Source organism: Streptomyces sp. ALI-76-A (assembly GCF_030287445.1).
Taxonomy (GTDB): Bacteria; Actinomycetota; Actinomycetes; order Streptomycetales; family Streptomycetaceae; genus Streptomyces.
This window is the reverse complement of sequence record NZ_JASVWB010000004.1, coordinates 1076651-1097824: the sequence shown is the minus strand read 5'-3', so window position 1 is coordinate 1097824 and position 21174 is coordinate 1076651. Positions and strand designations below refer to the sequence as shown.

Below are 21174 nucleotides of genomic sequence, written 5' to 3'. Positions count from 1 at the left end.
GGTAGTTAGCGTTTTCGCAGGTCACTCAAGGGAGTTGAAGGACTCCTGACATAGAGCAGCGGAGCTCGTTGGTACAGGCAGTCGTCCAAGACAGCTTGTCCCGCAAGGAGCTCCGTTGCCTGTTCATTCTGTCTCGCCGTCGGTGCTGTCGGCCATCACCCGTACGGTGACTGTGGCCGCGGGCCGGTTCGCGCCCGGTCATCTGGGAGAACAGACGCCGGTCATGCCGTTCGAGCTCGTCGACGCGGTCTTGTCCGAGACCAGGACCGTGCAGCGGCGGTTGCGTGATCTGCCTTCGCGGGTCGGCGTCTACTTCCTGGTGGCGATGTGCCTGTTCCCTGAGATCGGCTATCGGCTGGTCTGGGACAAGCTGACCGTCGGCTTGTCGGGGATGCCGATCGTCTGCCCGAGCACGAAGGCGTTACGCGATCTGCGCAGCAGACTCGGCAGCGCGCCGGTGCGGGCGTTGTTCGAGGTGCTGGCCGGGCCGTTGGCCCAGCCGACTACGCCGGGGGCGCGGTTCGGGCCGTATCGGACGGTGTGTCTTTCGACGGCTGCAGCGATCAAGGTACCTGACAGTGAACGCAACCGGGGCTGGCTGGGGCGGTGCCCGCACGGCGGATATCCCCAGGTCGAGCTGATGACACTGGTCGAGACCGGCACCCGGGCTGCGATCGGAGCGGTCTTCGGCCCCACCCGGGAGGGGAAACCTCCTACGCCACCCGGCTGTTGCACCATCTGAGCCCGGAGATGCTCGTGCTGTGGGACCGGGGCTTCGACGGCAACGACTTTCTCGCCGCCGTGCACGCCACCAGCGCACGGGTCCTGGGCCGCATTCGCCAGCGCCGCCGCCCACCGGTCCTCCAGCGGCTCCCCGACTCCTCCTACCTCTCGGTCATCGGCCACGCCCCGGTGCGCATCATCGAGGCCCGGGTGCACGTCACTTGCTCGGACGGCAGCGGCTTCGAGGGCTCCTACCGCCTGGCAACCCGCTCCTGGACGCCCGGCTCTACCCAGCCGACCGCCTCGTGCGTCTCTACCATGAACGCTGGGAGCACGAGAGCGCCTATTACGCCTTGCGCCACACCATCTTGCAGGGACGCGTCTTGCGCTCACACGACCCGGTCGGCATCGAGCAGGAGATGTGGGGGCGCGCTGTCACATTGTTGGGTGCGTGAGCGCCTGACAGCGTGTTGCGGCGTGGTGGGGCCCGGTTCCGGGCTGAGGTCAGGCCGTGGCGGCGGGGCCGGTGACGCCGGTGATCTGCTCCCAGATTGCGAAGCGGACGGTCATCTCGGCTCGGTAGTCGTGTGCGGGCATCAGATGGCGGCGGGGCCGGAAGTGGGGTGAGATGCCGCTGAATGCGGACAGGAACCGCTGGGCTGCGCCGGTGCTGCGGAAGCCCTTCATCGCCCGTTCGCGCTGCCTGGTTGGCTGATGACTGTTCTCCGCCCGGTTGTTCAGGCCCTTGTGGGAGCGGTGCTCGACGGAAGGCATGGCCTCGCGGTGGGCCGCGCCGTAGGAGCGGAGCTTGTCGGTGACGACCACCCGCGGCACTGTGCGAATCTTTTTGAGAAGCCTGCGGAAGAAGCGTCGGGCTGCGGCCTTGTCCCGCCGGTTCTGCACGAGGATGTCGAGGACGTTCCCGTCCTGGTCGACGGCCCGCCACAGGTACGGCAACCGCCCGTTGATCTTGATGAAGACCTCGTCCAGGTGCCACTTGTCCCCGGGCTGGGGCTGTCGCCGGCGCAGTGCGCCTGCGTAGGTCTGCCCGAACTTCGCGCACCAGCGGCGGATCGTCTCGTAGGAGACGACGATCCCGCGCTCGAGCATCAGCTCCTCGACCTCGCGCAACGACAGCGGGAAGCGGATACAGCCACACACAGTGGGAGATGACCTCGACCGGGTACCGGTGCCCCTTGTACGACAGCGACGCACTCCCCACGGACGACCCCTCCCCGCCTGACCAACCCGAAGATCATCCCACCGGTCAGCCAACGTGACAGTGCCCCTCTACGACCTAGCCGGCCTTCGTGATCACAAGCTGCGTGTCATCGCCCGTCAGCTGGGCTTGAGTGCTTCGCAGGCGCGCACGGGCCGGTGTCAGCGAATACGGCCGCCTTCTGCGACCAGCCATTCGCCGGTTTCCCAGTCGGACGGGCTGTCATCGATGCGATAGCACAGGTCGAATCGGATACTCAGCCCCGGCCAGGGGTGAAGGACCGGGACGACTCGGAAGATCTCCTCAAGGGCGGGAAACGTGATCCCTTCGGGCTCTGGAAACAGCAGCTCCAGCTCTGTGCGGGGCAGGTCGGTCCAGAGCGCAAACTGCCACTCCGTCTGCGTCAGCTCCTGGTCGTAGACCAGCTCGAACCGCGGCTCACGGCCGACGACGAAGTCGCGGATATCGCCGAGGAGCTCATCTGATGTCGAGGGAAGGACGAACGGCCATTCCTCGCCCACCAAACCGAACCGAGCCCACGATCTGGTGCGTCAGTTCGCCGCTATGCTCGACGCCCGCGACGCCACCCCGCTGCCGGACTGGCTTGAGCAACTCACGACCACCGGCCTCCCGGCCCTGGCCAGCCTGGCCAAAGTCCTCCGCGAGGGCCAGCCCGCAGTCGTGCAGGGCATCACCACCCCGTTCAACTCCGGCGTCAACAAAGGCCGCATCACCGACCTGGAACTCCAAAAGCGGATCATGGCCGGACGCGAGGGGGTCCCGCTGCTCCGCCACCGCGTCATCCTCATGGCCCTGCTCCGACGCCGCTACCTGTGACGGAGCGTCACCGGCGCACGGTGGCACACCCCAGCTTCACGGAAATCTTGCCAGGGCCAGGTTCACGTGTACGCCGACACATGCCGACATGACCATCAAGGAGAAGGCCCTCGCCCTCACCGCACCGGTCACCGCCCGGGCCGCTACCAACCCGCCGACAAGATCCTCGCCTTCCTCGACCGCCTGTGACGTCGATCGGCCTGGCTGCGGGGTGAGCCCCGGCTCAATGCCATCGCAGTCAGTCCTCCCACGGCCACCGACTGAAATGCCACCAACGACCGCGCGGTGAAACGGTGTGTCTCAAGGCCGGGTGATCGAGAATCCTGCTGTCCAGACGCCTGACGATGCGGGCGAGCTCGCGCGCGGACTTCGAAGGCAGGGCATGCATGGCGATCTCCAGGAGCTCCCGCCATTCGTCCGGCTCCGGTGGACAGCATGACGGTTCACCGCACCCGGTGCGAACGTCAGGCGAACGCCGTCGCGGCGTATGCGCCAACTCACTCCAGGCAGCCAGGGCTTTGCCCAGGTCACCGGGCGCGAAGCGAGTTCGCTCCAAACGGATGATCTCGGCCTGCGCCGAGCCAGAAACCTGACCGATCTTCGAGTATCGCCCACGCTCAACCGCGAACCTCCGGCGGCCCGAGCGCAGGTCCGAAGGACGCCTACGCGGCATGGTCCTTTCGCTGCACTGTCATGGCACCAGTGTGTCAGAGGCCGAGCAGCCATTCAGCAGCAGAGCGCCGCGACTATGCCGAACAAGCAAACCCCTCACCGGTTGCAGGGGGAGGCCCCCCGGACGGTGAGCTGGTTACTCATCTGCCGCCGGAAGGTGTCGTCCACGGGGTCGACGACGGCAAGCAGGTTCAGGGTCGTGGCGGTTTGCCGGTACTCCGAATACCTGCCCCGGCGGGGGCGGGTGCCCGTCGCGGCCGAAGGTCCGCATCAGGTCGTAGGCGCAAACCTGGTTGGTGACCAGGGAGTCGGCCGCCCGCAGCATGCTGGAATGCCGATCGGCCTCCGCTGACGGGGCGGAGCGCTTTCCCACCGACTACGCGTGAAGTCGGGCCGTATCCGCTTGCACTCGGGGGACAATGACTCTGAAGGGCTCCAACGCCGCACTGGCCTGTACGGGGGATGTTGGACTTGCTAGGAGCTGGTGGTCGCCGGAAGGCCGGAGAGGAGCGGTCGGCGGTCGGACGCGGCCGGGACGGTGAGGACCATGGTGAGGCCGCCGCCGGGGGTGTCCTAGGCGTTGAGGGTGCCGCCCATGGCTTCGGCGAAGCCGCGGGCGACCGCGAGGCCGAGGCCGACGCCGGCGCCGCGCGGGGCGTCGCCGTAGCGCTGGAACGGCTCGAAGATGCGGTCCTTGGCCTCGTCCGGGACGCCCGGGCCGCGGTCCACCACCCGCACCTCCACCCGGTCGGCCATGGCACTGGCAGCCACCAGGACGCGCTCGCCGACGGGGCTGTACTTGACCGCGTTCTCGACCAGGTTGGCCACCGACCGCTCCAGCAGGCCCGGGTCGACGGCGACCATCGGCAAAGTTTCCGGGATGTCCAGCTCCACGCTGTCCTCAGGTATGCCGCCCAGGGCCATAGGCACAACCTCGTCGAGGTCGATCTCGCGGATCAGCGGGGCGACGGTGCCGGTCTGGAGCCGGGACATGTCGAGCAGGTTGCCCACCAGGTGGTCGAGGCGGTCGGCGCCCTCCTCGATGGTCCCCAGGAGTTCGGCCTGGTCTTCCTCGGACCAGGCCACGTCGTCCGATCGCAGTGAGGAGACGGCGGCTTTGATCCCGGCGAGCGGGGTGCGCAGGTCGTGGCTGACGGCGGCGAGCAGGGCGGTGCGGATGCGGTTGCCCTCGGCGAGTTCCTTGGCCTGGTCGGCCTCGGACTGCAGGCGCTGGCGGTCCAGGACCACGGCGGCCTGGGCGGCGAACGCGGCGAGGATCCGGCGGTCGGAGGCGGGCAGCGCTCTGCCGGACAGCGCGAGGGCCATGTGGTCGCCGACCGGCATGTCCACGTCCGCGTCCTCGGGGTACTGGCAGGGCTGTGGGCCCACGCTGCCCGCGCAGGTCCACGGGGTCACATCGCTTTCCCGCTCCAGCAGGGCGACCGACTCCATGCTGAAGGTCTCCCGCATTCGCTCCAGCAGGGCCTCCAGGCTGGTCTCGCCGCGCAGCACGCTGCCCGCCAGGAAGGAGAGGATCTCGGACTCGGCGCGCAGCCGGGCCGCCTGATGCGTACGACGGGCGGCCAGGTCCACCACGGAGGCCACCGATACCGCCACGGCGAAGAAGACCACGAGGGCGACGATGTTCTTGGGATCGGCGATGGTGAGGCGGTGCAGGGGTGGGGTGAAGTAGTAGTTCAGCAGAAACGACCCGAAGGCCGCCGAGGCCAGCGCCGGGAGCAGGCCGCCGAGCAGGGCCGCCGCCACGGTCAGCGTGAGGAACAGCAGCATGTCGTTGGCGAGACCGAGGTCGGCGTCGACGTTGGTCAGCAGCAGCGTGAGCAGCGCCGGGCCGGCCATCCCGGCCAGCCAGCCCGAAATGATCCGCGCACGGCCGAGCCGCGCACCTCGCGCAACCGGCAACCCGCGGCCCTTGCCGGCCTCGTCGTGGGTGATCAGGTGGACGTCGAGGTCGGGGCCCGACTCCCGGGCGACCGTGGCACCGACACCGGGCCCGAAGACGTACTGCCACCCCCGGCGCCGCGAGACGCCGAGGACTATCTGGGTGGCGTTGACCCCTCGCGCGAAGTCCAGCAGAGCCGACGAGACGTCGTCGCCGATGACGTGGTGGAAGGTGCCGCCCAGGTCCTCCACCAGGGTGCGCTGGGCAGCCAGCTCCTTGGGCGAGGCGTTGGTCAGTCCGTCGCTGCGGGCGATGTAGACGGCCAGCACCTCGCCGCCCGCGCCCTTCTCGGCGAGCCGGGCGGCCCGGCGGATCAGCGTGCGGCCCTCGGGACCGCCGGTCAGACCGACCACGATCCGCTCCCGCGAGCCCCAGATCTTCGACACCCGGTGTTCGCTGCGGTACTCGGTCAGATACGCGTCGACCCGGTCGGCTACCCAGAGCAGCGCCAGTTCCCGCAGCGCGGTCAGATTGCCCGGGCGGAAGTAGTTGGACAGGGCCGCGTCGACCTTGTCGGCCTTGTAGATGTTGCCGTGCGCCATCCGCCGGCGCAGCGCCTGCGGCGACATGTCGACCAGCTCGATCTGGTCCGCCCGCCGCACGACCTCGTCGGGGACGGTCTCCTGCTGCCGCACCCCGGTGATCGACTCGACGGTATCCCCCAGCGACTCCAGATGCTGGATGTTGACCGTCGAGACGACGTCGATCCCGGCCGCGAGCAGTTCCTCGACGTCCTGCCAGCGCTTGGCGTTGCGGGAGCCGGGAATGTTGGTGTGGGCGAGTTCGTCGACGAGAGCCACCTGGGGGTGCCGGGCCAGGACCGCGTCGACATCCATCTCGGTGAACACGCTCCCCCGGTAATCCAGCTCCTTGCGGGGGATCTGTTCCAGACCGTGGAGCATGACCTCGGTGCGGGGCCGGTTGTGGTGTTCCAGGAAAGCGACCACACAGTCGGTGCCCCGCTCGACACGGCGGTGCGCCTCGGACAGCATCGCGTACGTCTTGCCGACGCCCGGCGCCGCGCCGAGGTATATCCGAAACTTGCCGCGTGCCATGGTCTCGTCTCTACGTCGTATGCGGTCAGAACGGTCGGGAGCGGGTCAGCTCTCGAAGCGGTAGCCCATGCCCGGTTCAGTGATCAGGTAGCGGGGGTGGGCCGGGTCCGCCTCCAGCTTGCGCCGCAGCTGGGCCATGTACACACGCAGATAGTTGGTGTTGTTGCTCTGGGAAGCACCCCACACCTCCCGCAGCAGGTGCTTGTGCGTGATGAGCCGGCCCGGGTTGCAGACCAGGATTTCCAGCAGATGCCACTCGGTGGGGGTCAGGCGCACATCGCGGCCGGCCCGGATGGCCTTCTGGGCCAGCAGGTCGATGGTGAAGTCCTCCGTGGTGACCAGCGTCGTCTCGGGAGTGAGCGGCACGGTCTCGGTGCGACGGGCCGCGGCGCGCAGCCGGGCGAGGAGTTCGTCCATGCTGAACGGCTTGATGATGTAGTCGTCAGCTCCCGCGTCAAGCGCGGCGACCTTCTCGTCGGAGGTCCTGCGGGCGGACAGCACCAGGATCGGGACTTTGGTCCAGCCACGCAGGGCTTTGATGACGTCTGTGCCGTCCATGTCCGGCAGCCCCAGATCGAGGAGGACCACATCGGGCTGGCGGGCGGCAGCGAGCCGGAGCGCGGTGGCGCCGTCGGGGGCCGCGTCGACGCCGTACTGCCGTGCCTGCATGTTGATCACGAGCGCCCGTACGAGCTGGGGGTCGTCCTCTACGACCAGTACCCGGGTCATCGGTGTGCGCCTTTCCTGTTGCACGGAGAGCCAGAGGATGCCGAACCCATGTCAGGGCCGCCGGGAGTTGACGGATCGGGAAAGCCTCCAGACCCGCCAACTCCCGCGTGGTGCGCGTAAGGCCATCAGTTCCTGGCCACGAGTTCCTTGAGCGCGATGTTGAGTTCGAGGACGTTGACAGTGGGCTCGCCCATGAAGCCCAGGATCCGGCCGTCCGTGTGCTCATGCACGAGCTTGTGGACCTGGGCGACGGACAGACCGTTCTTCTCGGCGATTCGGTGGACCTGGATGCCGGCGTACGCCGGGGAGATGTCCGGGTCCAGGCCGGAGCCCGAGGAGGTGACGGCGTCGGCGGGTACGTCGGACGGCTTGACCTTGTAGTCCGTGGTCGAGTTGTCCTTGGTGACCGCTGCCTTGGCGTCCTCGACCCACTTGATCAGGTCGGCGTTGTCACCGGAACGGTTGGTGGCGCCGGACAGGATCAGCTTGTACTGGGTGTTGACGCTGTTGGTGCCCAGGCCGTTCTGCGGGCGCCCCTGGAACCACTTCAGCTCGGGCTCGGGGGTCTCCTGGCCCTTCTTGAGCGGCAGGTTGTACGCCTGGCCGATGAGCGAGGAGCCGACGACCTTGCCGTCCGCCTTGATCTCGGAGCCGTTCGCCTTGCCGGGGAAAAGCCCCTGGGCGACGCCGGTGATGGCCAGCGGGTAGAGGATGCCCGTCACCACGGTCAGCACGAGGAGGGCGCGCAGGCCGGCCCAGAGCAACCGGGCAGTGTTCGTAACCGAGTTGTTCATGGCGGTCAGCCGATCCCGGGGATGAGGGAGATGAGCAGGTCGATGATCTTGATGCCGATGAAGGGGGCGATCAGCCCGCCCAGGCCGTAGATCCCGAGGTTGCGGCGGAGCATCTTGTCCGCGCTGACCGGCCGGTACTGCACACCGCGCAGGGCGAGCGGGACCAGCGCGATGATGATCAGCGCGTTGAAGATGACCGCGGACAGGATCGCGGAGTCGGGCGAGGACAGGTTCATGATGTTGAGCTTGTCCAGGCCCGGGTGGACGGCCGCGAACAGCGCCGGGATGATCGCGAAGTACTTCGCGACGTCGTTGGCGATGGAGAAGGTGGTGAGCGCGCCCCGGGTGATGAGGAGTTGCTTGCCGATTTCGACGATCTCGATGAGCTTGGTGGGGTTGGAGTCGAGGTCGACCATGTTGCCGGCCTCCTTGGCGGCCGACGTACCCGTGTTCATCGCCACGCCGACGTCGGCCTGCGCGAGCGCGGGTGCGTCGTTCGTGCCGTCGCCGGTCATCGCGACGAGCTTGCCGCCCGCCTGCTCGCGCTTGATGAGGGCCATCTTGTCCTCGGGGGTGGCCTCCGCGAGGAAGTCGTCGACGCCGGCCTCCTCGGCGATCGCCCTGGCGGTCAGCGGGTTGTCGCCCGTGATCATGACGGTCTTGATCCCCATGCGGCGCAGTTCGTCGAACCGCTCGCGCATGCCCTCCTTGACGACGTCCTTGAGGTGGATCACACCCAGCACCCGGGCCCCGTCAGTGTCCTCGACCGCCACCAGCAGCGGTGTGCCGCCCGCCTCGGAGATGGAGTTGGAGATGGTGTCGGCGTCGTCGGCGACGGTGCCGCCCTGCTCCTGGACCCAGGCGAGCACCGAACCGGTGGCCCCCTTACGGACCTTGCGGGCGGTGCCGTTTTCGGTGAGGTCGACACCGGACATGCGGGTCTGCGCGGTGAAGACGATCCACTCGGCACCGGTCAGCTCGCCCTGGTGACGCTCGCGCAGCCCGTACTTCTCCTTCGCCAGGACGACGATGGAGCGGCCTTCTGGCGTCTCGTCGGCCAGCGACGACAACTGGGCGGCATCCGCCACCTCGGCCTCGGTGGCGCCCCGTACGGGTACGAACGGGGCGGCCTGCCGGTTGCCGAGCGTGATGGTGCCGGTCTTGTCGAGCAGCAGGGTCGACACGTCACCGGCAGCCTCGACCGCCCTGCCCGACATGGCCAGTACGTTGCGCTGCACCAGCCGGTCCATACCCGCGATGCCGATCGCGGAGAGCAGGGCGCCGATCGTGGTCGGGATCAGGCAGACCAGGAGGGCCACCAGCACGACCATGCTCAGCTGCGTGCCCGCGTAGTCCGCGAACGGCGGCAGGGTGGCCACCGCGAGCAGGAAGACGATCGTCAGCGAGGCGAGCAGGATGTTCAGCGCGATCTCGTTGGGCGTCTTCTGGCGTGCGGCGCCCTCGACCAGGTTGATCATCCGGTCGATGAAGGTCTCACCCGGCTTCGTCGTGATCTTGATGACGATGCGGTCGGACAGCACCTTCGTGCCGCCGGTGACGGCCGAGCGGTCGCCGCCGGACTCGCGGATGACCGGGGCCGACTCACCGGTGATCGCCGACTCGTCCACGGATGCCACGCCCTCGACGACGTCACCGTCGCCGGGGATGATGTCGCCCGCCTCGCAGACGACCAGGTCGCCGATGCGCAGCTCGGTGCCGGGCACCTGCTCCTCGGCCCTGCTGTCCTGGGACAGCCGACGCGCCACAGTGTCCGTCTTGGCCTTGCGCAGGGTGTCCGCCTGGGCCTTGCCGCGGCCCTCGGCGACCGCCTCCGCAAGGTTGGCGAAGATCACGGTGAGCCAGAGCCAGGCGCTGATCGCCCAGCCGAACCAGTCGCCCGGGTCCTTGAACGAGAACACCGTCGTCAGCACCGAGCCGACCAGGACCACGAACATCACGGGTGACTTGACCATCACCCGCGGGTCGGTCTTGCGCAGAGCGTCCGGCAGCGACCTGACCAGCTGCTTGGGGTCGAAAAGGCCCGCGCCGACCCGGCCTTCGCCGCCCTTGTGGCCGGTCGGTGCGTCCCGGTGGGGGGATAGCGTCGGAGTCGAGGTGGACATGGCGTCCTGCTTCTTTGCGTCGTCGTGCTTCTTGATGTCGCTGGTCATGACGCCAGCCCTTCAGCGAGCGGCCCCAGCGCCAGCGCCGGGAAGTAGGTCAGACCGGCGATGATCAGAATCGCGCCCACCAACAGCCCGGTGAACAGCGGCTTCTCGGTACGCAGCGTGCCCGCGGTGGCCGGCACCGGCTGCTGCTCGGCCAGCGAACCCGCCAGCGCCAGCACGAACACCATCGGCAGGAACCGCCCGAGCAGCATCACGATGCCGATCGTGGTGTTGAACCACTGTGTGTCCGCGTTCAGACCGGCGAAGGCCGAGCCGTTGTTGTTGGCGCCCGAGGTGTACGCGTACAGGATCTCGGAGAAACCGTGCGCGCCCGAGTTGGTCATCGAGTTGCCGGGCGTCGGGAGCGCCATCGCCGCCGCGGTAGACATGAGCACCAGTGCCGGTGTGACGAGGATGTAGCAGGCCGCGAACTTGATCTCGCGGGTGCCGATCTTCTTGCCCAGGTACTCGGGCGTACGGCCGACCATCAGACCCGCGATGAACACCGCGATGACCGCCATGATCAGCATGCCGTACAGGCCCGATCCGGTACCGCCGGGCGCGATCTCACCGAGCTGCATGCCCAGCAGGTTCAGCCCGCCGCCCAGCCCCGTGTTGGAGGAATGAGACGAGTCCACCGCACCGGTGGAGGTGAGCGTCGTGGAGATCGAGAAGATCGACGAAGCGCCGATGCCGAAGCGGTTCTCCTTGCCCTCCATCGCACCGCCTGCGATCTGGAACGCCGGGCCGTGGTGGGCGAACTCGGTCCACCACATCAGGCAGATGAAGGCGACCCATATGGTCGCCATCGTGGCGAGGATCGCGTAGCCCTGGCGCAGTGAGCCGACCATCCGGCCGAAGGTTCGCGTCAGCGCGAACGGGATCAGCAGGAGAAGGAAGATCTCGAAGAGGTTGGAGAAGGCGTTGGGGTTCTCGAAGGGGTGGGCGCTGTTGGCGTTGAAGTAACCGCCGCCGTTGGTGCCGATCTCCTTGATGGCCTCCTGTGAGGCGACCGCGCCGCCGTTCCACTCCTGGTGGCCACCCGTGAACTGGCCGACCTCGTGGATGCCGGAGAAGTTCTGGATCACGCCGCAGGCGACCAGGACGATCGCGGCGACGACGGAGAGCGGCAGCAGGATACGGACGGTGCCGCGCACCAAGTCGGTCCAGAAGTTGCCCAGCTCGCCGGTGCGGGAGCGGGCGAATCCTCGTACGAGTGCCACCGCGACGGCGATGCCGACGGCGGCGGAGAGGAAGTTCTGCACCGCCAGGCCGCCGGTCTGCACGACGTGGCCCATGGCCTGCTCGCCGTAGTAGGACTGCCAGTTGGTGTTCGACACGAAGGACGCGGCGGTGTTGAACGCCTGGTCCGGGTCGATCGAGGAGAAACCGAGCGAGCCGGTCAGGCTGCCCTGCACGCGCTGCAACAGGTACAGGAGGAGAACACTCACCGCGGAGAAGGCGAGGACACCACGCAGATAGGCGGACCAGCGCATCTCGGCGTTCGGGTCGGCGCCGATGCCCTTGTAGATCCACTTCTCCACGCGCAGGTGCTTGTCGGAGGAGTAGACGCGGGCCATGTAGTCGCCGAGCGGGGGGTATGCCAGGGCCAGCGCCGCGATCAGCGCGAGCAGCTGGAGCACACCGGCGAGGACGGGGCTCATATCAGGACTCAGAACCTCTCCGGGAACACCAGGGCGAGGACGAGATAGCCCAGCAGGGCGACGGCCACGATCAGGCCGACGATATTCTCGGCGGTCACAGCTTCGTCACCCCCTTGGCGACGAGGGCCACCAGCGCAAAGACCGTAATTATGGTGACGACGAAGGCCAGGTCGGCCATCGCGAGCTCCTAGATGCGGTTCGGATCGAGCGGACGATTAGAGGAAAGCGCCTCGCTGGCCGGATTCGGCGGGCGTTGACGCCTTCCATACGGCGGCCCGTCCGCTTTTGACGGAACCCATATGCCGGAGTCCACCGCGGGTGCCGGACCAGCTCCTCCCGGGGAACGCCGACGGTCCACACCGGTGAGGTGCGGGCCGTTCGGGCGCAGAGGTCAGGAGATGGGGAACCGCAGCCGGCAGATCACCGCGTCCGTGTCCCGTCGTACGGCATGGGCGACGAGCACGCCCCGCTGGGTCGGCAGCAGCCGCCGCCACAGCCGATCCGGCTCGACCTCGGCGATCAAGACCGTGACGTGAGTGCCGGGCCCGGCGATTCCCGTACGCATCTGGGCACGCGGACCAGCCTGGTGGCCGCCGCCTCTCAAGGTTTCCGGTCTGGAGTGAGAGCAGCCGCTTATCTGCGCGGTCACCGGCCCCGTGCTCGAAAGAGTCCCAGAACGATGCATCGGCCAGCATGACCGGCACTCTCGCCTGGCATGTGCCGTACTGGTTGCCGCCCGGTCCAAGTGCACGACTTGAGGATGACGGACCGCGATCCCGGTGACCCAGTCGATGGTCATCGTCTTCTCGTTGCCGGTGAGTCAAAGCGGGACCACGCCAGCCATGCGCAGAACAACAGCGTCTCGCGCTCGCTTCCACCGCCCGGACCAGGCACTTTCGGGCCCCATCCCCAGGCGAACTGAAACCAGAGACCGGGCTCGGCGATCCACGGCCGGCAAGTACGACGGTGGCCGGCCCGCCACTGTTCCCTTCGCCCGCGCGACCGCCCGCCGCGTCGTCCGCTCGTCCCCGGTGAACCCCAGTAGCTGGAGGCGTTCGTGGAGCTTGTCGGCTCGTACCGTGCGCTGCGACCGGTCGACCCACTTCTCGATCTTCGGCATAAATGGGTCGATCAAGGATCTTGTGCTGTCCGCTCTCCACTCCTAGGATCCATGCCGTCCGAAGGATCGATTAACGTTCGCAGTATCGAACACGCCCGGCCGAAGCGGCTTGCGCATGGCGCACATGCCGGGCATGACAGCACCCGCATCGTCCGCACCAGTAAGGCTCTCCCCCACACGCCAAGTGCCGGACTTGGAAGGGTGCACCCGGCATTCGTGCGGCGAGCCCCGATCGCCTCCCGGAGCATCGTGTGACGTCACCCGCACCATGCCCACGCCCGCGCCTGTGCCGCGCGGCCGTGGTCCTCCTGTCAGACCTGGCGCGGCCGGCCGTCGTCCGACTCGTAGGCCGTGCCTGGGACACGTCGTATCCCAGCCCCGTCCTGCCGCCCCCACCCCGCCAGGTCACCCCACTGACCGGCGTCGACACCTTCGACGGAACGACCGTGAGACCAAAGGGGGATTGGAACCACACTCCGGACAATGGCAAGTGGTCCGTCAACAACGGCCTGACCCCGCGGCAGCGCGACGGTCACCAACTGCCTGTACTGGGCCCGCAATACCCTCACCCACCGGATTCAGGGACCCACCTCCACCGCGACCATCCAGCTGGACCACGTGACGATGCGACGGCGACCGGGCACCGGACTCGCCCTGCTGCGCGACCCCTCCACGTGGATCGGCATCACACGAGACGGCGGCACCAACACGCCAGTGATGGTCAACGGCTTGACCGTGGACAGTAGTTGGAACACCACCGGCACCGGCACCGAAGTCGCGAGCGCCAACGTCACGGGCGGTCGCATCCGGCTGTGCACGGCCGCCGGCATCCGCCCCGGCGCCTCCCGTCCGGGAACCTTCTCCTACAGCACCGACAGCTCCAACTTCACCCGCCTGGGCCCGCGTTCGCCATGGGCGACACCTGGCAGTTCTTCATGGGCCACCGCTTCGCCCTTCCCGACTACGCCACGCAGACACTCGGCGGCTCCGTCCGCATCGCAGGGTTCGCGCTGACCACACCCCGAGCGCGGCAACGTCCCCTCCCCGTATCTGACCAGCTGCTCAGTCCCCGACCCGCAGCACCAGGAAGGACCACGCCATGGCCAGTACCGCCGTCCACAAACCAACGGCTCACCCGACCGCAGTGAGATCACCCGCCACCGGTACGAGACGCACCCGGGCAGCCGCCTGGGTGGTGGGCCTCCTGCTGGTGTTCGCCGTCGTTCCCGCCGCGGTGCAGCCCACCGCGGCCAGGGCCGACAACCCGATCGTGCAGCACGTCTACACCGCCGACCCTTCCCCACTGGTGTACAACGGACGGGTCTACCTCTACACCGGGCACGACGAGGACGGCTCCACCTCCTTCGTGATGAAGGACTGGCGGGTGTGGTCCTCCGCCGACATGGTCAACTGGACCGACCACGGCTCACCGCTCAGCCTGAACACCTTCAGCTGGGCGTCCACCGACGCGTGGGCGGGCCAGGCCGTCGAACGGGGCGGCAAGTTCTACTGGTACGTGCCGGTGACAGCCCGGGCCACCGGCCGGATGGCCATCGGCGTGGCGGTGTCGGACAGCCCCACCGGCCCGTTCCGGGACGCCCTCGGCCACCCGCTGATGGAGAACACTGAGATCGACCCGACCGTCTTCATCGACGACGACGGCCAAGCCTACCTGTACTGGGGCAATCCGAACCTGTGGTACGTCAAGCTGAACGCGGACATGACCTCCTACGCAGGCAGCCCCGCCCAAATTCCGCTCACCACCGCGGGGTTCGGAACCCGCACCGACAACCCCGACCGTCCCACGCTGTACGAGGAAGCACCCTGGATCTACAAGCGCAACGGCCTGTACTACATGGTGTATGCGGCCAGGTGCTGCTCGGAGTTCATCGCCTACTCCACGGCACCCAGCCCGACCGGGCCGTGGACCTACCGTGGAACAGTCATGCCCGCCCAGGGCAACAGCTTCACCAACCACGCGGGCATCGTGGACTTTCAGGGCAACTCGTATTTCTTCTACCACAACGGCGCCCTCCCGGGCGGCGGCGGCTTCACCCGCTCGGTCGCAGTGGAGAAGTTCTCCTACAACGCTGACGGAACGATCCCGACGATCAACATGACGAACACCGGTGCACCCCAGCTCGGTGCGCTTGACCCGTACATACGCCAGGAGGCCGAGACGATCGCCTGGGGTTCCGGGATCGAGACCGAATGGACCAGTGACGGCGGAACGAACGTCGGATGGATCGAAAACGGCGACTACATCAAGGTCAAGGGCGCGGCCTTCGGACCGGGCGCCTCCTCCTACACTGCGCGCGTGGCCTCCGCCACCAGCGGCGGCACCGTCGAGCTGCGCCTGGGCAGTCCGAGCGGCACGGTCGTGGGCCGGTGCAGTGTGCCGAACACCGGCGGCTGGCAGGCCTGGACCACGGTGAGCTGCCCGGTGAGCGGCGTGACGGGAACCCAGGACCTCTACCTGCGGTTCACCGGCGGCAGCGGCTACCTGTTCAACATGAACTGGTGGCAGTTCACCCGCGCCGCGTAACCGCACCGCGTTGACTTGCTCCTCGGGCTGAAGCCCGAGGATTCTGACCTTTCCGTCCGTTGCTGCGCAGGGAGGCGGTTACTACCGGCTCGTCGCCCGGCACAGCGGCAAGTGCCTCGACGTGAAGGACGGGTCCACCACCAACGGCGCCCACCTCATCCAGTGGCCCTGCGGCGCCGGCACCGACCAGCAGTTCCAGCGGCGCGCGGCGTGACGACCGTCCGTCCGGGTGCGGACGGCAATGTCGCACCCGGACGGAAGCCGGCGCGTGATCGCGGCATGAGCGTGCCCGCCCCTTGTCTCCCGGGTCTACCCGGAGGTCGCGGGGCGGGCACGCTCGCGGTTGGGCCGGCGTCCGCAGAGCCCAGTCGCCCCTCTTCGCTCAACCTGCCGGACTTAACACCTCCTATGTATAGGGCCGTTCCGTCCAGGCGCTCAAACCCGCGTGTCAGCCACCAACTCTGGGTTGATCTGGCTATTTCCGTCATGACCCTAGACAGACCACTGCCTGGTGCCCGTTAATACATCCGATGTTGCTCCGCCGAACGTGCTGTGCGTGCGGCCTGTCATCAACACCATGCGCTGTCCTGCTAACCGCCAGGAGAAGACCTTGCCAGAGCCGATCACTCACTGGAGGAGCGCCGCCCTACTCGGGTAATTCACGCTCCTGCCCACCTGACCCGCGCCGAAGTCGGAGCCCACCCCTCGGGCGATACCACGTCCGCACGTCACTTTCGTCCCGCAAACCGGTCGCCCGCCCCGACCGACCCCGTCGAGCCAGGCGCCGTCGTCCGTCCCCACCACGCCGTCACCGCAAGCAGCCATCGAGCCACACAGGAGTGATCCATGTCCTCGTCCAGAATGACTCGCCGTACGTTTCTCGGCGCGGCGGGTGTGGCGAGCGCCGCGACCGCCCTGCCGATCGTCCCCGGCTTCTCCGGCCTTCTGTCGCAGGCGGCCGCCGCTGACACGCAGACCAACCTGAGCAGGATGGTCGACATGCGGTTCGGCATGTTCAACCACTTCAGCCTGGGCACGTTCACGAACCAGGAGTGGGCCGAGCCCAACCAGAGCCCCACGCTCTTCGCTCCCCCGAGCGTCAACTGTGCGCAGTGGGCCGACGCGGCGGCTGCCGCGAAGATGAGTTACGGCATCCTGACCACCAAGCACCATGACGGCTTCGCCCTGTGGCCGAGCGCCTATGGCACCCAGAACGTCGCGAACAGCGCCTACAAGCAGGACGTGGTGCGAGCGTACTGCGACGCGTTCCGGGCGAAGGGGCTGAAGGTCGGGTTCTACTACTCTATCTGGGACCGTACCTTCGGCGTCGAGGCATGGGAGAGCCGGCACAAGGTCACCGGGCTCGAAATCACCGATGCCATCCAGCCCGGCGACATGACCTTCATGCTCGGCCAGATTCGCGAGCTGCTCACCAACTACGGCACCATCGACATGTTCATGACCGATGGTTACGCATGGCAGATGGGGCAGCAGGCCGTCTCCTACCAGAGGATCCGTTCGCTGGTGAAGGAGCTGCAGCCGGACTGCGTCATGATCGACATCGGTGGGCTGGTGGAGCCCTTCCTCAGCGACGCGATCTTCTTCGAGGAGCCGCTGGGCATCACGGCGCCGACGGGCAACACCTACGCCGGCATGCAGGGACAGACCATCAGCAACGGCTGGTTCTGGCACCCCTCCACCCCGACCGAGGGCCTCATGAGCAGGTCCGCGATCCTGTCGCACCTGGCCGACCTCGAGCCGAAGTACACCTCGTTCATCCTCAACTGCCCGCCCAACCGCAACGGCCTGCTGGACACCAACGTCGTCAACCGGCTCGCCGAGGTCGGCGCGGCATGGAGCCCGAACACCTCCCGGCCGCCGCTGCCCACCCAGCCACTGCGCGCCGAGCACCCCGTCACACCGGTCAACGCGTATGCCACCGCCTTCCGCGCCGGCGAGGGACCGCTGAACGCCATCGACGGACTCAGCGACGTCCGCTACGAAACCTGCTGGTCGACCTGGAGCCTGCCGCTGCCACAGTCGATCACCATCGACCTGGGCGGGGTGTGGAGCAACGTCTCCACCCTGGAGTACCTGCCCAAACAGTGGAACCGCAGCAACTCCACCGACGGCGACATCACCTCCTACACCATCCTCACCAGCACCGACGGCGTCACCTTCACCCAGGTCGCCACCGGCACCTGGGCCGGCGACGGCAAGTACAAGCTGGTGGAGTGGCCCAACCGGAACGTGGGCTTCGTACGGATCCAGGTCAACGCGGCCACCGGCGGCTACGCCAACATCAGCGGCCTCCGGATCGGCGGCCGGTCGCTCAAACCGGCACTGGTGTCCACCACCCTGCCCGGCGACGGCACCGTCTACCGGCTGGTCGCCCGGCACAGCGGCAAGGTCGCCGACGTGGAGGGTGCGCGCACCGCCAACGGCTCCAACGTCGATCAGTGGCCATGGCTCAACCAGGCGAACCAGAAGTGGACCTTCACCAGCACCGGCGACGGCTACTACAAGATCAAGGGTGTGGGCAGCGGCAAGCTCATGGAGGTCGCGGGTCTCTCCCGCGCGGACGGCGGCAACGTCGGCATCTGGTCGGACGCCAGTGCCCCCCAGCAGCACTGGGCCGTCACATCCACCGGTGACGGCTACTACTTCCTCATCAACCGCTACAGCGGGCTCTGCCTCGCCGTCGACGAGGGCAGCACCGCCGACGGAGCCAACATCGAGCAGCAGCCGTACGCGTCGCGGACCGAGCAACAGTGGCAGATCATCCCCTCCTGATCCTGCCCTCCGGCCAGCTCCTCCTCGGCCTGTTGCGAGGGGCAGCGGTGGCGGTCCCCTGCGGGCGCGAGGTGCCTGGGCACCTCGCGCCCCCCAGAACGTGTGCCTGATTCCATCATTTCTCCGAGCACGTCACCATCAACGTCCGGCTGTACTTCACGGGTTTCACCCAAGCCCCCACTCCTGCCGTACATCAACGCCGCTCTCACGCCGTCCGCGCACACGGCTTCCCCGCACTCGGCGACATGGCCGGCGCCACCGTGCACCTCGCCGGCTCCTGGGTCGCCGACTCGGCCTCCCTCAACGGGGCCGTGCTGGTCCAGTAGACCTGCGGAAGCCGGCTCGACCAGCAGTTCACGCGGAGCGTCACCTCCTGAGCGCCCCAGCCCTTCGACCCGCACGTCCCCACGCGGGAGAGCCGCACGTCCCCACCCAGAAAGAAGGGCCGCATACACACCTCCCGAAGACTCTCCGCCAGACTCACGGCCACGGCATCCGCCACCTGCCTGGCCGCCGCCGGACTCGCCCTCGTCCCGGCGGCAGACGCCTCGGCCGCGGGCGCGCCGCAGGGCGGCCACGTCTACGCGCTGACGGCGGCGCACAGCGGCAAGAACGCCGCCGTGCTGTCGGACTCCGAGGCGGTCGACCACGGCGACGGCACCTTCTCGCTGGTCAACATCAACAGCGGCAAGTGCCTGGACGTCAAGAGCGCCTCCATAACCGCGGGGTGTGCGGGGCTGCGCATCCGGCTGTCCAACCTGCGCAGCACGACCGCCCTCTCGGTCGGTGCCGCCACGGTGGCCGTCCAGTCCAGCGGCGCCACCGCAGTCGCTGGTACCACACGTACCGTCACCTTCGGCCGGTCGGCCACGCCGACCATCGCCGCCGGGCAGGAACTGACCAGCGACGTCATCGCGATGCCGGTCGTCGCGGAGCAGAACCTGCTGGTGGAGGCCGCGACGAGCTTCACCACCACCACGGCCCGCTGGTTCTACGTCGCGGGACTCGACGTGGTGTCACCCACGGCCAACGGAACCGTCGTTGCCATCGGCGACTCCATCACCGACGGCTCCAGCGCCACCGACAACGCCAACCAGCGCTGGCCCGACTACCTCGCCCGGCGGCTCCAGGCCCAGTCCGGCGGCCAGCGCCTCGGCGTGGTCAACGCGGGCATCGGCGGCAACCGCGTGGTCACCGACAGCCCGAGCGCGCAGCAGGGCATCGCGGCCATGACCCGGTTCTCCCACGATGTCCTGACCCAACCGGGCGTGAAGAACGCCATCGTGCTGGAGGGCATCAACGACATCAACAACAGCAGCGTCACCGCCGACCAGATCATCGCCGGCTACCAGACCATGATCGACCAGGCACACACGGCCGGTGTCCGGATCATCGGCGGGACCATCCTGCCGCACTCCTCGCAGACCGCCGCCAAGGCCGCCATCCGCGCCCAGGTCAACGACTGGATCCGCACCAGCGGCGCCTTCGACGCGGTGATCGACTTCGACGCGGCACTCCGGGACCCGGCCAACCCGGCGCGCTTGCTCCCCGCCTACGACAGCGGCGACCATCTGCACCCCAACAGCGCCGGCATGCAGGCCATCGCCAACACGGTGAACCTCTCGCTACTCACCTCCTGAGCGGTACCCACCTCCCGGACGGCGTAGTTCCCTCCCCCGCCCCCTCTCCACGCACGGGGCACCCGACGGAACGGCCCTGCGGGCAACTGCCGCCGACGGTGACGATGACGGCCGAGGCATACCGGCTCCTCAAGGCCATCATGGAGACCGCCGTGGACGACGAGCTGATCACACGCAAATCCTTGCCGCGGCGAGCGCCCTGGAGGCGATTGTCGAGCATCGCGCGCCCCAGGTGCGGTGTCAGGCGGGACACTGGTCGGGAAGCTCTGACCCGGCGCCCAGCACCCAGCCCGTCCGCGTACGCAGAATGTACGGAAATGTATGCGAGAGGTTCGTTTCACAGGTTGCAGCGCACCGAGGGGCCGGGCAACTGCTGCTCCGGGCGCAGGAATCGCTGGGCGCCCTGTTCGTCGCGTACCGCGAGGAACCCGGCGTCCGTCAGCCGTTGTGTGATCTTCCCGAGGCGGATCGCGCCCACCTTGAACGCCACGGTGAAGAGCAGCGCGACCGCCCCGCCGGAGGCGACCGCTTCGACCGGCGACCTGTCGATGAGCAGGAGGACGGTCAGGACCGCGCAGGCGAGGTAGCCCAGCACCTTCTGGGTCCGGTCGGCGACGTACTGGGCCATGACGTCGAAGGTGACGAGGTCCTTCAGCACGGCCACGTCACCGACCGCTTCGGGGAGCGGCTTGAGCGAGCCCTGCTCCAGCCCCGGCACTGTCCCGCCGTTGCCCGCCTGCGGATGGGTGGTGATGGTGGCCGCCTCGCGGACGCGCGCGTCGAGCCGCGGGTCCCAGTACATCCGGACCTGCACGAGCGAGTTCCTGAATCGCAACTCTGCGCGGCGCCCGCACCGTCATCCCCCTCGCGCCTCCGAAGAAGAGGTAGACCGAGGCCGGGAGAGGCTCCGATGACTGTGTCGGTTTCTGAGGGCTCTGGTCCACTTCTGGCGCTGTCACGTTTGCCTGGATCGTCTTCCTCGACGAATCAGGCGTGTCCCTGCTCCCTCAATCCGCCGCACCTACTCGCCCCGAGGGCGGACTCCGCTCCTGCGGCACCGCCTGAACTGGAAGCGCGCGTCGATGGCCGGAGCATTGGGCTACCACTCCACCGACCCCGATCGCGGAGCCCGCCTGTGTTTCCACCTCAAGCCCGGCAGCTACGACACCGCCGGGCTCATCGAGGTCCTGGAGCAGGTGGAGGTGTTCTACCGCGGCGAGCGAGTGGTTCTGGTCTGGGACGGCCTGTCCGC

The 21174-nt window shown here is 68.0% G+C and carries 13 protein-coding genes and 6 pseudogenes; 7 read left to right on the top strand and 12 right to left on the bottom strand.

What is annotated here, in order from left to right; all coding sequences use genetic code 11:
* Nucleotides 1-142: 142 nt before the first annotated feature.
* Complete coding sequence (locus QQS16_RS41065; protein ID WP_286067749.1) at nt 143-742, top strand: transposase domain-containing protein; 600 nt, start codon at nt 143-145, stop codon at nt 740-742.
* 485 nt (nt 743-1227) lie between these two features.
* On the opposite strand, the pseudogene QQS16_RS41060 reads toward QQS16_RS41065, so the two are convergent.
* Together QQS16_RS41060 and QQS16_RS41055 are read right to left on the bottom strand one after the other, a co-directional pair.
* Nucleotides 1228-1945 (bottom strand): annotated as a pseudogene (locus QQS16_RS41060) (IS6 family transposase).
* A gap of 158 nt (nt 1946-2103) precedes the next feature.
* A complete protein-coding gene (locus QQS16_RS41055; protein WP_286067748.1) occupies nt 2104-2463 on the bottom strand; it encodes a hypothetical protein in 360 nt (119 codons plus the stop codon).
* 43 nt (nt 2464-2506) lie between these two features.
* Between QQS16_RS41055 and QQS16_RS41050 the strand changes: the two genes are divergently transcribed.
* A complete protein-coding gene (locus tag QQS16_RS41050) occupies nt 2507-2779 on the top strand; it encodes a hypothetical protein (RefSeq protein WP_286067747.1) in 273 nt (90 codons plus the stop codon).
* Between the two features lie 792 nt (nt 2780-3571).
* Here the strand turns inward: QQS16_RS41050 and QQS16_RS43695 are convergent.
* The 9 genes and pseudogenes from QQS16_RS43695 to QQS16_RS41010 all read right to left on the bottom strand — a co-directional run.
* Nucleotides 3572-3776: pseudogene (locus QQS16_RS43695) on the bottom strand (hypothetical protein); the annotation flags it as partial.
* A gap of 149 nt (nt 3777-3925) precedes the next feature.
* Nucleotides 3926-6469, bottom strand: a pseudogene (locus QQS16_RS41045) (sensor histidine kinase).
* A 45-nt stretch (nt 6470-6514) separates the two neighbouring features.
* On the bottom strand, nt 6515-7198 hold the full coding sequence (locus QQS16_RS41040) for a response regulator (protein ID WP_286067746.1): 684 nt from the start codon (nt 7196-7198) through the stop codon (nt 6515-6517).
* Between the two features lie 125 nt (nt 7199-7323).
* Complete coding sequence (locus tag QQS16_RS41035) at nt 7324-7992, bottom strand: potassium-transporting ATPase subunit C (protein ID WP_286067745.1); 669 nt, start codon at nt 7990-7992, stop codon at nt 7324-7326.
* A gap of 5 nt (nt 7993-7997) precedes the next feature.
* Nucleotides 7998-10163, bottom strand: coding sequence for a potassium-transporting ATPase subunit KdpB (gene kdpB, locus QQS16_RS41030; RefSeq protein ID WP_286067744.1), 2166 nt, complete (start codon nt 10161-10163; stop codon nt 7998-8000).
* Nucleotides 10160-11824, bottom strand: coding sequence for a potassium-transporting ATPase subunit KdpA (kdpA, locus tag QQS16_RS41025; RefSeq protein ID WP_286067743.1), 1665 nt, complete (start codon nt 11822-11824; stop codon nt 10160-10162). Before kdpA ends, kdpB begins: the two co-directional genes overlap by 4 nt.
* 8 nt (nt 11825-11832) lie before the next feature.
* Nucleotides 11833-11922, bottom strand: coding sequence for a K(+)-transporting ATPase subunit F (kdpF, locus tag QQS16_RS41020; protein ID WP_055544543.1), 90 nt, complete (start codon nt 11920-11922; stop codon nt 11833-11835).
* Nucleotides 11923-12215: 293 nt separating this feature from the next.
* Nucleotides 12216-12368 (bottom strand): annotated as a pseudogene (locus tag QQS16_RS41015) (hypothetical protein); the annotation flags it as partial.
* Nucleotides 12369-12509: 141 nt separating this feature from the next.
* Nucleotides 12510-12956: pseudogene (locus QQS16_RS41010) on the bottom strand (IS21 family transposase); the annotation flags it as partial.
* A 320-nt stretch (nt 12957-13276) separates the two neighbouring features.
* On the opposite strand from QQS16_RS41010, the pseudogene QQS16_RS41005 reads away from it, so the two are divergent.
* The 5 genes and pseudogenes from QQS16_RS41005 to QQS16_RS40985 all read left to right on the top strand — a co-directional run.
* Nucleotides 13277-13966: pseudogene (locus tag QQS16_RS41005) on the top strand (beta-xylosidase family glycoside hydrolase); the annotation flags it as partial.
* Between the two features lie 77 nt (nt 13967-14043).
* Nucleotides 14044-15489 (top strand): glycoside hydrolase family 43 protein, encoded by a 1446-nt coding sequence (locus QQS16_RS41000; protein WP_286067741.1) that lies wholly within the window; start codon nt 14044-14046, stop codon nt 15487-15489.
* A gap of 40 nt (nt 15490-15529) precedes the next feature.
* The gene (locus QQS16_RS40995) at nt 15530-15703 is read left to right on the top strand and encodes an RICIN domain-containing protein (RefSeq protein WP_353479767.1); all 174 of its coding nucleotides are present in this window, start codon (nt 15530-15532) and stop codon (nt 15701-15703) included.
* Between the two features lie 632 nt (nt 15704-16335).
* Nucleotides 16336-18282, top strand: a complete 1947-nt coding sequence (locus tag QQS16_RS40990; protein ID WP_286067740.1) for an alpha-L-fucosidase — start codon at nt 16336-16338, stop codon at nt 18280-18282.
* 620 nt (nt 18283-18902) lie between these two features.
* Nucleotides 18903-19922: a GDSL-type esterase/lipase family protein gene (locus QQS16_RS40985; protein WP_286067739.1), complete on the top strand. Its 1020-nt coding sequence runs from the start codon at nt 18903-18905 to the stop codon at nt 19920-19922.
* Between the two features lie 337 nt (nt 19923-20259).
* Here QQS16_RS40985 and QQS16_RS40980 read toward each other — a convergent pair whose 3' ends face one another.
* The gene (locus QQS16_RS40980; protein WP_286067738.1) at nt 20260-20736 is read right to left on the bottom strand and encodes a hypothetical protein; all 477 of its coding nucleotides are present in this window, start codon (nt 20734-20736) and stop codon (nt 20260-20262) included.
* Nucleotides 20737-21174 lie beyond the last annotated feature (438 nt).

Bases quoted from the DNA above. Each gene is read 5' to 3' on its own strand.
- QQS16_RS41000 (WP_286067741.1), top strand. From the start codon at position 14,044: ATGGCCAGTACCGCCGTCCACAAACCAACGGCTCACCCGACCGCAGTG.
- QQS16_RS41035 (WP_286067745.1), bottom strand. From the start codon at position 7,992: ATGAACAACTCGGTTACGAACACTGCCCGGTTGCTCTGGGCCGGCCTG.
- QQS16_RS40990 (WP_286067740.1), top strand. From the start codon at position 16,336: ATGTCCTCGTCCAGAATGACTCGCCGTACGTTTCTCGGCGCGGCGGGT.
- QQS16_RS41040 (WP_286067746.1), bottom strand. From the start codon at position 7,198: ATGACCCGGGTACTGGTCGTAGAGGACGACCCCCAGCTCGTACGGGCG.
- kdpA (WP_286067743.1), bottom strand. From the start codon at position 11,824: ATGAGCCCCGTCCTCGCCGGTGTGCTCCAGCTGCTCGCGCTGATCGCG.
- QQS16_RS41050 (WP_286067747.1), top strand. From the start codon at position 2,507: ATGCTCGACGCCCGCGACGCCACCCCGCTGCCGGACTGGCTTGAGCAA.
- kdpB (WP_286067744.1), bottom strand. From the start codon at position 10,163: ATGACCAGCGACATCAAGAAGCACGACGACGCAAAGAAGCAGGACGCC.